Raw genomic sequence first — 12,263 nt, forward strand, 5'->3', positions numbered from 1 at the left:
ATCCCGTCATTTAGTGTTGTCGGCGTGCAGCACTCGAACCCGACCCCGGCATGCTGACCGCGCTGCCCTCAAGCCCGTTCGAGGAACGCCTCTGGGCGGCGTTCGAAGCCGGACAGACGGCCCTGTGCCTGAGCCTGCTCAAGGACGCCGACTTCGCGCTGCCGATCACCCGTGCCGCGGCCGAGGGCACCGAGCCGGCCGCGTGGCCGACGGTGGCCGACGCCGAGCGGACCTGGCTGCTGGCCTACACCTCGGCGGAGACGATGGCGCTGGCCACCGGCGGTGTCACCACGCACCACCGGATCGCCTCGATGGTGGAGCTGGCCGCGGGTTGGCCCGACCCCCGCTGGGGGCTGGCGGTCAACCCCGGGCTGCCCGTCGGCCTCCTCCTGGAGTCCGGCACGGTGGCCAGGCTCGCCGTCCCCACGCTGGCCCAGGATCTCGCGCTCGCCCCCGAAACCGGCGTCCCCGTGCTGCAGAAGCTGCTGCGTCCGGCCGACATCCACGACCTGCTCTCCGGCGGCGAGCCCCGGATCTCCGGCTACTGCCACCACGCCCTGGACGTCTCGCACATCGCCACGCCGGTGGTGCTCGCCGACGCGCTCGGCCAGCCCGACATGCTCACCGCCGACGGCGGGCTCAACCTGCTGCGCTGGCGTCCGGCCGGCCTCGGTCTGTACCGCACGCCGTACGGAGGGGTGGATGAGGCAGGCCGCGAAGCGGTGGCCGGATGGGTGGTGGAGGAGCCGCCGTTCGTGGGACTCGGCCTGGTGCCCAACGTCGACCAGATCATCCGCGAGTACAAGGTGTACGGCGTCGGGCTCACCCACGGCGCCGAGATCTGGGAGCTGACCGCCGGCGGGACCGAACACCGGCGCGCGTTCTACCACGGCGACCTGCGGCGCTGGCTGCTGGTCGGGGTCCGGGCGGGCACGCGGTGACCTGGCATTCCTACCGTGCCCGATGGCAGGGCGCCGACTATCCCGCCAGCCCCGAGCCGTCCGCGCTGGAGACGTGGGTACGGCTCCGCCGTGAGGAGCCGGCCGAGGGCTTCGAGGAGGTCGAGCCCGGCTGCCACGTCCGGACCGTTCCCGCCGCCGAGTGCGAGTCCGTGCGTTTCGTGACCGCGGTCTGCCGGTGGCGTGACGCCGACTTCCACGTGCACGACGAGCGCGAGGACGAGGGCGAACTGCTGCTGGAGTATCTGGGCGGCTCCGCGCCCGAGGCGGTGGCGCTCGGCCTGGAGCGGGTCGAGCGCGGCGTCTACCGCCGTTGGGTCCCGCGGGCTGAGGTCGGTGAGATCCAGGAGTGCGAGGTCTCGCTCGACTTGTGAGGTTTGGCAGAAGATTAACGATTTTCGCTGCGCTCTTGTCGAATGATGTTCATGTGACGGAAACTGGCCAGAAACATCTTCGGCACCTGAGGGGCAGGTGCGCATGGTGAGGGGGGCGAGATGGAGTCCTTGGGTGAAAGGGACGCCGCCGGTCTGCAGGCCTACGCGGACGAGCTGCGTGCGACCTTCATGCGGCTCCAGGACGAAGGCGCCGAGCTGCACGCCAAGGCCAGGGCCGTCCAGGTGACCGAGAAGTCGGGCGACGGCCTGATATCGGTCACGGTCGGCTCGCGCGGCGAGCTGGTCCGGCTCGACATCGACCCTCGCATCTACCGGCGTCCCGACGCCCGAGCCCTGGCCGACTCGATCACCGAGACCGTGCAGCGGGCGGCGGCCACGGCGCAGGAACGGATCATCGAGGTCTTCGAGCCGCTGATCCCGGCCGACCAGATGAAGACCCACCTCGCCGGCGATCTCGAATCTTTGATGGCCCAGCTCGCCGACCAGATGGAGGGGAAGCGATGAACGACGCCGACGACGGCCTGGATATCTTCTCGCCCACGGTGGGCAGGGGGATCTCGCAGTGGAACGTCATGTCCGGCGAGCTGGAACGGTTCTACGCGCAGCGGATGACCAGGATCACGGAGCTCCTCGCCGCCGCGCCCTGGGGCGGCGGCACCGAGGGCAACGCCTTCCGGCAGTCCCTCATGGAGGGCGGCGGGCCTAACATCATGCTCTCCAACGGTGCCGACAGCGTCCGGCAGATCGTCGACGCCGGCCCGAGGCTGCGCCGGACCCTCGAAAACTCGCTCGGCACCGACGTCGCGATCGCCCAGGACCTCGGCCGGGGCAGGGTGCTCCAGGCCTGACGCGCGGGGTATGAGACGCGCCCGCCGAGGCGCGCAGCGGGGGAGATCAGGGTCGGAGTGGGAGCGGGGGCGGGGGTGGCATGGCCACGGGCACGGGTAGCACCGACACGATCAATCAGAGCGGACAGCCGACCGTCCGCATCGGCACGGACGTCCAGCCCGCCTGGGAGACCGACAACCTGCCCGACTGGGTGGTCTACACACTGATCCCGCTGCTGTCGGCCGGACAGAAGTGGCCCGAGGCCAGCGAGAGCAAGCTGTCGCAGCTGGCCCTGGAACTGGAGGGGCTGGGCACCGGGCTCGTACCGTACGCCGAGTCCGCGGGCCAGGCGGCCCGCACCGTCATCACCGGCCTGAAGATCCCGGCCACCGTCGACTTCGTCAGCCGCGCCCAGTCCCTGTTCGGCGAGCAGACCGGCCTGGGCGGCGTCTCCCGGGATGCGAACGCCTACGCCGTGAAGACCAGCAACTTCGCCGTCGAGACGCAGTACTCCAAGCTCTCCATCAACGTGGCGTTCTGGGTCACGGTCGTCGCCTACGCCATCGCGCTCCTCGTCGTCTTCTTCACCGCCGGCTCGACCGCTCCGCTGATCGGCCGGTACGCGGCGGCGGCCCGCGCGGCCATCAGCCGTATCCTCGTCCGGCTGACCGCCATCGCGGGCCGGAGAATCGGCGTCGTCGGCGTGGCCCGGCTCGCCGCGCTCAGGGCCGCGGCCAGCCGTAACCTGGTCACCCGGATACTCCTCTCGGAGTTCGGAGAGGAGGTGTTCTTCGAGGAGCCGTTGGAGGAGTTCATCATCGACGGCGTCGCCCAGTACCAGCAGATCAAGATGGGCACCCGTGAGGAGTGGGACTGGAAGAAGTCCTGGGCCGCCATCATCGGCGCGAGCACCGGTGCGATGGTCGGCATGGGGGTGGCCGGCCCGGTCTCCCGGATCGCCAGCCGCGTGCCCGGCTTCGCGGGGCGGGCGCTGAACACCGGCCTCAGCAACGTCGCGGGCTCGCCGGCGGGCAGCTACTTCGCCAACGGTCTGGTCTACGACCAGTGGAGCAACCCGTTCACGATGGACTCGATGACGGGCGCGTTCTTCGGCGGGGTCGGGCGCACCGGGTCGATCAGCCCGTTCAACCCCGATGTCTACACCGCGCTCGCCAGCCCGATCACGACCCTCGCCTCCGCCTACCACGCTGCGGATCTCGCCGATGCGGCCCGCGCGGGCACCGGCCCCGGACCCGGACCCGGCTCTGGCGGCCCGGCCGGCGGTGACCCCAGCCCCACCACCGGCGGCCCAGTCGGCCCCGGTGGCGGCAGCCCGGGTATGGCAGGCGTGGGCATCCCCGGTGGCGGAACCGGGAACCAGGGAGGCGGCACCCGGAGCGGTACTCCCGCTGCGGCCGGTACTCCCGCCACGGCCGGTGCCACGGCCCCACGGGGCGGCCAGGTCAATCCGGACCTGGGGGGCGGCTCCCAGCGGCCGATAACCACGTCGAGCACGTCGGCCGCCGCGTCCGCTGCCACTCCGGACGTTCAGGCCGGCGCCACTCCGGCCGGCACCACCCCGGAGGGTACTGCCTCGGCTGGGACGGCTCCGGAGGGTACTGCCTCGGCTGGGACGGCTCCGGCTGGGACGGCTCCGGAGGGTACTGCCTCGGCTGGGACGGCTCCGGCTGGGACGGCTCCGGAGGGTACTGCCTCGGCTGGGACGGCTCCGGCTGGGACGGCTCCGGAGGGTACTGCCTCGGCTGGGACGGCTCCGGCTGGGACGGCTCCGGAGGGTACTGCCTCGGCTGGGACGGCTCCGGCTGGGACGGCCCCGGATAGTACGGCTCCGGCTGGGACGACCCCGGACAGCGCCGCCTCGAATGGGCAGGCGGCAGCGAGTGCGCCGGATATGAGCGGGCAGGGCGGTCCAGCCGGTCCGGTCGCGGCGGGCCCCTCCAATACGGCTGCGTCCAATGGGGCGAACACGTCCACGCAGGTCGCGGCGGGCACGCCGAGCGGGCAGGTCGCGACAGGTCCCACGACCAGGACGGGGCTCGCCGAATCGGCGATGGCCGACACCATGAAGAGCCTGGGTCTCGACACGTTGCTGGTAGAGGGCGGCCATGTGCGGCTGAGCAGGGCGGACGGAAGCGTCCTCTATCTCCCCGTCACCACCCTCCGCCTCGTGAGGGAACGGCTGGAGACCCGGGCCGGCGACGGCGCCGGCCCGCACCGGCTGCGCGCGGAGGCGGCCGCCTGGCTGGGCATCGAGGTCGCCCGGGCCGACGGCCGCCCGTCGTTGGAAGGCGCGATCCAGGCGCTCCACTTCCTGGCGGAAGCGTCTCCCGAGACCGGCGACGCGGCCCTGCAGGTGGCCACGGAAATAGTCCTGGACAATCCGAACGGCCTGGACCAGTCCGAGCTGACCGAGGGCGCGAGACAGCTGGTCGCCGAGGCGAATGAGGCGAACAAGCCGGCGAGCGCACCGGCGGACGAGTACGACGCGCTCCGCTCGGAACAGCAGGTCGAAGCGGCCGAGGAGATCGTCCGGAAGGCCGACGAACTCGTCGCCGAGCTGGCCGGGACGGCCTCGAACCCGGCCGGACCAGGCACGTCATCGGAGACTTCCGCATTCTCCGATCTGGCCAGACAAGTGGAGGAGCTGACCACGTCCCTGGCAGAGGCCGAGAGCGGCTTGACGGAGCGCAGGAAGTCCAGGGCGCGCAGTGCCGGGGAAGCCAGGAAGCGCGCCAGGGACGCGCTCGCGAAGGTGGAGGCCGCCGAGAAGGCGGAGCGGGACGGGAAGCCGCTCGACGGGGAGCGCGACAGCGGGGCACCGGCACGGCGCCACGAGGCCCGCCTGCAGGCCAAGGTCGATCAGGAGTCCGCGGCTCGGGATCTGCGGATCGCGGCCAGGTACGAAAAGGCCCGCGCCCAGGCCGAGACCGCGCGTTCGGCGCTGGTGGCGACGTCGCGTGCGCTGGGCCGGCTGACCGCCCACCAGCAGACAAGCCATGCCGGCGCGCTGGCCGCCCAGGTCGCCCGGCTCGCGCATGAGGCCGAATCCCAGCTCGCCGAGTATCGCGAGGCCATGGAGGGGGCGATGCCGTCGAAGGCCATGCTGCCCGCCAGCCTGCCGGTCGGCCCATTGCCGTACATGACCAAGTTGACCGAGAAGGTCAACGAGGCGCTGGCCGCCAAGAAGGTCGGCTACCGCTTCACCGTCGCCGAGCTGGAGACCGCGCTGGAGACGGAGCTCGGCCAGATGCTGTCCGCCGACGGAGCGGTGCTGAGGGTGGCGGGCGTCGAGCTGAAGGTCAAGATGCTGGTGAGTGATCTCGTCGAGGTCCTCCGCTCGCAGGGCTGGACGGTCGCCGAGGCGATGACCGGCCGCTTCATCCAGGGCAACCACGGCGTATCGACCGGCAGCGGCCGCACCAGCGGCTGGGCGGCGGATGTCGACGTGCCAGGTCTGCTCGGATTTCTGGTCAAGCACCTGCCGGCCGAGAGCGGCTTCCGGCAGCAGGTCGAGGCGATAGGACCGCGCGTCGTACTCGGCGGCGGTTACGGCCGTAGTCAGGGGGAGTCGACCTCCGCGAACTTCGCCGGGTTCGTGCGGAGCGGCGCAGTCCTGGACAACCGGGGCGAGTCGTCGGTGTTCAACGGGGTCGCCGAGTACGAGTTCGAGGTCCTCGCCCCGGGGGAGACCGGGGGGAGATCGGTGGTTCGGGTCGCCGACGGCTCCGCCGACGACGCAACGAGGGTCGAGGTCGCGGTCTCGCACGCCCACATCGAGCACGGCCCCGAGGAAACCGTCCAGCTCACCTTCGATCCGGGGAAGACACCGCCGCTTCCGAAGAACGCGCCCATCAACGTCGAAGGTCTGGAAGGGGCGCTCGAGAAGTTCAGGGCACAGCTGCTCTCCCAGGCGCCCGGGCTGGCACGGAACAGCTCGGCCCAGGAGCAGATACGCACCTTCATCGTCGAGATGACGCCGGTCCAGCTGGCCGAACTGGTCAACAACCCGCAAGGACTGCGGCAGACCATCAGCGTCCCGGGGCAACCGGACCTGACCATCGTGTTGAAGGGCAAGCTCAAGTATGAGTTGACCAGTGACGGGAAGCTGAAGCTGGTCGCGCAAGCGGATGGAACGGCCAGCACCAAGCAGCTCGGTGAGGATGTGGGCGTCGGGTTCTCCGCGGTGTCAGGGGAACAGGGAGCCAGCCGGTCACGGAACGCGAACGGTGCGCTGGGTGTCAAGTTCTCCAGTGAAACGCTCGCCAAGCTGTACCACGGGTTCAAGAGCCTGGCGGCGAGGTTGAACATCTTCAACGGCTCCCGTTCGGGGTCGGAGTCGGCAGGGTTGAGCGCGGGTGGCACGGCGATCACGCCGATCGTGAGACGGAAGTCCGGGCACAACCAGGGCGTCATGTTCGACGTGGATCTGGAGATCACGAGCACGCTCCACGAGGACGGCAAGGACAAGCCGCTTCCCCCGATCAACGACGTCACACTTGAGGCGACGGCGCAGCTACCGGAGAACGTCGCGGCCGCCACGGGGTTCCCTTTCGACAAGGAGGCGATCGTACGGGACGATTCCGGCGAGCGCCGGCGCCCCGACGGCTCGCTGGCGCTGCGAGACGATCCCACGCCCGAGCCGCCGCCCGGCCGGAAGGGCGAGGCGCCGGCCTGGAAGGGCGACGGGCCGGGCCAGGTGCGCGCAGTCGGATACGGGCATGGGAATCTGATGACCGACATCACCGGTCTCCAACGCCAGGTGGCGGCGTTTCTGCGCGAGAACGGCATGCTGCCCAAGCTGGACGGCAACGGGGAGCAGAACCCGGTGCTGTCGTCCGACCCGGTGGAGCGGGCCAGCCAAGAGGCGATGATCGACTTCTTGGAGAATCAGCTGAGGGAACGGCTGCAAGTCCACTACACCCAGGCCGTCCAGGGCGGCATCTTCCTGCAATTCATGCACCAACGGACCGGCCAACCGGCAGAGTATCTCACCTTGCATGTCCAGCTTGGCCATGGGGGAAAGCCGTACGCCGGGGAAACCGACGCCGAGACGACCGTCACGCTTTACATCGGGTCCGACACCGGCGGCAGCTCGAGTGGCGAGTCGACTTCCTGGGGAGCGGGCGTCGGGGCCGGCGTCGACTACACGTCCGGTGACAAGGAGTCCACCGCCTCCGTCGGCGGTGGCTACACGGGAGGCAAGAGCCGAAACACCGCCCAGAACAAGGGCGGCACCGCCAACGGGGTGGTCCTGTTGGAACAGCTGGGGAGGAGGGCGAATCTCCAAGGGACGGTACCGGTAACGGTCAGCCGTGTGACGAGTGATTGGCAGATGCGCGAGGTCGCCTCCACGTATGTGCGGGTAGAGGAGGGGATTCCCAGTGAGATGCTGTCCGAGGACGGGCTCCCGCAGTCCTCGGCCACGATCCCGACCTCCGATGAGCTGCTGGCCGGGACCGCGCCGCTGGCCCTGGACCTGGGTAAGAACGCCAACCTGATAATGGAGATCAGCAAAAAGATCGGCATACGGCCGGACACCCCGGAGTTCCAGCGCCTGGTCGAGCAGCTGAGCGTCGACAACCTCATCGGTCACTCCGACTTCCTGCACGCCGACCACGAGATCGAGATCGTCGTGGACACGGAGGGCTTCGGGCAGCGCCGTTGGTCGGTGTCGATCCGCGGTCACGTGGGCGAGTCGCAGATCGCCACCAGGGGCCGCTGGCTGACCAGTCTCATCGGGTTCGACATGGTCAGTAACACCACCTCCTCCGGCGGGCAGACCAGCCACACGGGGAGCGGCTCCGTCTCGGGAGGCTCGAGCCAGGCCGAGAACCCGAAGATCGGCGCGGAGGCCGCCGGGTCCCATTCGGCGAACCACGGCAGTTCACGCGCGAGCACCCCGATCACGGGAGACGAGGGCCTGCCCATCGACCTCAGCCCCAAGGTGATGCTCACGGCGGAGCTGAGCACCACCGTCGTCATCAGCGAGGTGGGCACGGCCAACACCGAGACGATCACCACGACCGGCGGCGGGTACCACTACAGCAAGCCCGCACGCGACGTCCTGAGCCTGTACGCGCAGGGGAAGATCCCGCTGTCGCTGCACCATGTGTCCGACGTGGTGGAAGCGTTCATGTACGGCCATCTGGGGCTCGAGCGCGCCACGCGGGTTCCGCTACTCCAGCGCTACCTCAACGACCTGGCGGCCGCCCGCGGCTCCGGAGAACCGCTGCCCACGCTGGCCGCCCGTCACACGCCGGAGGTGTTGCTCGAACCTCTCATGAAGCAGTTCGGCAACCAGGACGAGAGCCTCAAGCAGGAGGCCGATCCCAGCCAGGCACTGGACCGGCTGCTGGCCGAGGAAGCCGTGAAGGCCGCGAACCCGGAGCTGGCGGAGATCCCGGAAAGCGTCCGCAAGCGTATGGGCCAGTCCTGGCCCGAGCAGATCGTCCTGTACACGAAGGACGGCACGAAGGTCGACGTGCATGACGCGATACTGAAGGCTGCCGAAGCCTACGCACCGGGCGCCCTGGCCTCGAATCCGGCGCTGCGCCGCCGCCTGTTCGGCGACTTCGTCGGCAGGCGCTGGTGGGGAAAGATCGCCAACGCGCTCGGTCCGAACGGCCACTCGCAGTCCCAGCCGGTACGGGACGCCGACCAGATCACCATCCGGCTGCAGATGGACTTCGGCGACGGGCCGGTCGAGGTGGTCAGCCGCCTCAGCGACGTCCTGCTGATCATGCAGGCCTACGCCTACAAGAACAGCAGCGTGACCGAGTCGTCCGGCACCTCGCAGGGAGGCAGCGTCAGCGCCAGCGGTTCGGTGGGGAACTCCGATGTCAGCCTCAGTCCCTCCGGCTCGGCGGAGAGCGGCCGGAGCCTCTCCCGCTCGACGACCAACAGCGAGCAGCGGACCGAGTTGGCGCGGAGCGCCTCGTTCGAGGGCCTGGCCAAGGTCCGCCATGCGGTCGGGGTCACCATCACGGTCGGAGAGAGTCCCGGGTCGGAACCGGCCATGGGAGAGCAGGGGAGGCAAGGCGAGGCCCGCCGGCCGGTCGTGGTCGAACTGCAGGGAGAGATGACCCGGTTCGTGCCGCAAGAGATGGTGGGGGCGACGGAGGAGACCCGGGTTCCCGACCCCCGGCCGTTCACGCTGCCGCCCTCCGTCAAGCCGGACGGTCTGCAGGCCGACGGGCTGCTGACGGCCGTTCAGAACCTGCTGGCGGACGACAGGCTGTTCGGCGAGAAGGCGGCTCGGAAGGCCCGGACGCTGGTGCAGCAGAACCTGAACCGGATGCAGGAGGCGGCCAACTTCCGGCAGATGATCCAGAAGGACGGCGGCCTGGTGCTTACCATCCCCAACCCGGACAAGCCGGGCATGGTGGTGGAGGTGACCGTCCGGGCCCACCCCGAGGACGTGCACGTCACGGTCTCCGGCCGGAAGAACTCCGAGATCGGCCGGGTGCTCCGAGTGCAGCACGTGACCGAGGTGGCCACCAACCAGGGCCTGAGGTTCTCTCTCAAGGGGCTCGCGGGGATCATCGGGCTGAAGTACGGCCGCTTCCTCGGATGGAATGTTTCCGTCCGGACCACGGTCAGCCACGGTGTCCGCCTCGAGCGCAGCATCTTCAAGAGGGGCATCGCCGCCAGTACCGAGGTGCCGCTTGCATTCGACCTCATAGCCGAGCTGAAGACCGTGAAGGCCGGCCAGGCCAAGCCTGCCAAACTGCGGATCGAGGTGCAGGACGCCGCGACCGGCACGGTCGACCTGACCGTGTTCGAGCAGGAGCTGAGTGAGGCGAAGGCCCGGCGCGGAGCCGAGGGGCGGCGCCGGTGGGGCTGGAACCTCGGCGATCCGGAGGTCACCCGCACCACCGAGCGCCCCGGCTGGCGGGCGCGGTGGCGGAGCGGGCCACCGGCGGCGACCCTGCCCTCGCTCGACCTGGACACGCTGACCACCCAGGTGATGGACATCGCGCAGGCTGAGGGGAAGGCTGGCTCCGGCGTCACTCCCGACGCCCTGCACCGGGGAATCGTCGAGATGGCACAGTGGAGCCTGGTCGGCCGCTGGACGCCCGGCACGCCGATCGTGCTCACCGCCACGGCGAGCGCCCCCGGACAGATGGGCCCGGTGACCCAGGCCCGGCTGCTGGCACGCGGGCTGCACACCGACGTCCACATCGAGCTGCGCGAGCCCGACGGTACCGTGCGTCGTTACCGTGCCACCTCCAGGGGCATGCTGTACAGCGCGGTGCCCGACGGCGGGTTCGCCTCGGCGTTCGCCCCGCTCCCTCCCGAGCTGGTGACCCGCGCCGACCAGGCCGGTGTGGACCTGCGCGCGCTGCACAACCGCTCGCCGGAGGAGGGCGACTTCGCCGGGCGGGTCAGCGAGGCACTGGACGCGCCCGCCGTTTCATCTGCCGCGCCCGCCGCCGCGCCGCAGAGCGCCTCCGGCCCGGGGACGCCGCAGCAGCCGAACACGACACTACCGAGCGGCAGCACCTACCAGCCGAGCGGCACCGGCTCGATGCCGGCGCGGGCGACGTCCGCGCCGCGCCAGGGCGTGATCCGCCGCTTCCTGCTGGCGCCCCTGATGGGTGCGCGGAACGAATACGTGTCGGCACGGTACAACGAGTACCAGCATCTGGCGGAGCGGTGGCAGAAGGTCCGTACGGCCTGCCGCACCGTGGAGCAACAGCTCAAGGCCTCGGGGCAACACCCCGACGCCTTGGAGCAACAGCTCAAGGCCTTGGAGCAACGGCTCAAGGACGTGGAGCAACAGCTCGACAAGGTGGCGCAGGCCCTGCGCGAACGCGGTCAGGTCCCGCCGGTGCCGCCCCGGGAGACCGAGTCGCCGACGGTGCCAGGGGCGCCGGGGGCGGGGGGCGCTCTCGCGAACCTCCTCAACCGGCCCGACGGCGAGATCATCCCGCCCCGCCAGTGGGAGACCCAGTACTGGGCTCGGATGCGCCGGATCAACAACACCACCGGCTGGATTCCTCCGGAGGAGGAGGAATGCGTTTGCCCGCCCGACAGGCCGTGCGTCTGCGGGCGGCGGCCGCAGGTGCCGGCACCGCGACCCGGCGACTCGCCGTCCTCCCCGGGCAGTGCCTCGCCGAAGCCGTCGGAGCAACCGGGATCGTCGGCGAAGCCGGAGAACCCACCGTCCGCAGGCGGTCACACCGTCACCACCGGCCACGGCAGCACATTGTGGGAGATCTCCGAGCAGGTTTACGGCGACGGCCGCTACTGGAAGGACATCTGGGAGCGCAACCGGGAGGCGATCGGTTCCGACCCCGATTCCCTGTCACCTGACCTGGAACTGGTCCTCCCGGACCGTCCGAAGTCCCCGTGATCGGCCTCGCGACCCGACGGGTCCGTGCCGGAGCCCCCGAGGTGATCATGCGGCCTCCGGGACGGAGATCCGGTAGGGCGCGGCGGGGAGGGCGAAGGTGCCCGTGGCCGGGGCATGATGGGGATCTTCAAGGAGAGGACGGCTATGGCGTTCGCGGTCGTGCGGTCCAGGGACGAGGCACACCTCTACCTCGACCTGCACCCGTGCAAGCAGTGCGGGTCTGTGGAGACGACCTGGGCCATGGGGTCGGGCAGCGTGGAGGACGAGTCCGTCGACCGCTACGCCGGCACCTGCGACGGCTGCGGAGCCGAGCGTGAGTTCCTGTTCGGCGTGCCGGAACGGCCCGTCATTCCGGCCGGCTACCCGGCCTTCGGCGGCCGGGAGCCCTCCCGGCTCATCGACGCGGGAGAGTGGCTGTGGGTGGCCGACCTGACCGCGGGAAACGTGCCGGCCGACGACCGGGCCGAGGCGCACCGCACGCTGTCGGTGGCCGCCGCGGCAGTCGAGGAGGTCGTCAAGTTCATCCCGCCGGGGGAGGAGGAGGTGCCCGACGACGGGTTCTGGTCAGAGCGTGGGCAGCAGGTGCGCGCGGCGGAGCCAGGTCGCTTCCAACTGGACCGGCTGCTGGTCGTCCGGAACACCTACCGCGACCTGGCGGCCCAGCATGCCTGACCCCGGCGGCCTCCCCGGCGAGAACGGCTCCGC

6 protein-coding genes are annotated in these 12,263 nt (G+C 70.3%); all 6 read left to right on the forward strand.

The annotated features are described in order from the left end of the window. Window positions 1-50: 50 nt before the first annotated feature. Complete coding sequence (locus FHR32_RS20320) at window positions 51-941, forward strand: SseB family protein (RefSeq protein WP_184755737.1); 891 nt, start codon at window positions 51-53, stop codon at window positions 939-941. Continuing rightward, complete coding sequence (locus FHR32_RS20325; protein WP_184755738.1) at window positions 938-1,333, forward strand: UCP033725 family protein; 396 nt, start codon at window positions 938-940, stop codon at window positions 1,331-1,333. The genes FHR32_RS20320 and FHR32_RS20325 overlap by 4 nt, the downstream gene beginning before the upstream one ends. Before the next feature lie 120 nt (window positions 1,334-1,453). After that, entirely contained in the window at window positions 1,454-1,858 is a 405-nt protein-coding gene (locus tag FHR32_RS20330) for a YbaB/EbfC family nucleoid-associated protein (protein ID WP_184755739.1), read from the forward strand. Then, window positions 1,855-2,202 (forward strand): hypothetical protein, encoded by a 348-nt coding sequence (locus tag FHR32_RS20335; protein WP_184755740.1) that lies wholly within the window; start codon window positions 1,855-1,857, stop codon window positions 2,200-2,202. The genes FHR32_RS20330 and FHR32_RS20335 overlap by 4 nt, the downstream gene beginning before the upstream one ends. A gap of 80 nt (window positions 2,203-2,282) precedes the next feature. Continuing rightward, the gene (locus FHR32_RS20340) at window positions 2,283-11,558 is read left to right on the forward strand and encodes a WXG100-like domain-containing protein (protein ID WP_184755741.1); all 9,276 of its coding nucleotides are present in this window, start codon (window positions 2,283-2,285) and stop codon (window positions 11,556-11,558) included. A 144-nt stretch (window positions 11,559-11,702) separates the two neighbouring features. Continuing rightward, the gene (locus FHR32_RS20345; RefSeq protein WP_184755742.1) at window positions 11,703-12,230 is read left to right on the forward strand and encodes a hypothetical protein; all 528 of its coding nucleotides are present in this window, start codon (window positions 11,703-11,705) and stop codon (window positions 12,228-12,230) included. Window positions 12,231-12,263 lie beyond the last annotated feature (33 nt).

It is taken from the genome of Streptosporangium album, assembly GCF_014203795.1.
GTDB lineage: Bacteria > Actinomycetota > Actinomycetes > Streptosporangiales > Streptosporangiaceae > Streptosporangium > Streptosporangium album.

Bases quoted from the DNA above. Each gene is read 5' to 3' on its own strand.
- FHR32_RS20320 (WP_184755737.1), top strand. From the start codon at position 51: ATGCTGACCGCGCTGCCCTCAAGCCCGTTCGAGGAACGCCTCTGGGCG.
- FHR32_RS20330 (WP_184755739.1), top strand. From the start codon at position 1,454: ATGGAGTCCTTGGGTGAAAGGGACGCCGCCGGTCTGCAGGCCTACGCG.
- FHR32_RS20335 (WP_184755740.1), top strand. From the start codon at position 1,855: ATGAACGACGCCGACGACGGCCTGGATATCTTCTCGCCCACGGTGGGC.
- FHR32_RS20340 (WP_184755741.1), top strand. From the start codon at position 2,283: ATGGCCACGGGCACGGGTAGCACCGACACGATCAATCAGAGCGGACAG.
- FHR32_RS20345 (WP_184755742.1), top strand. From the start codon at position 11,703: ATGGCGTTCGCGGTCGTGCGGTCCAGGGACGAGGCACACCTCTACCTC.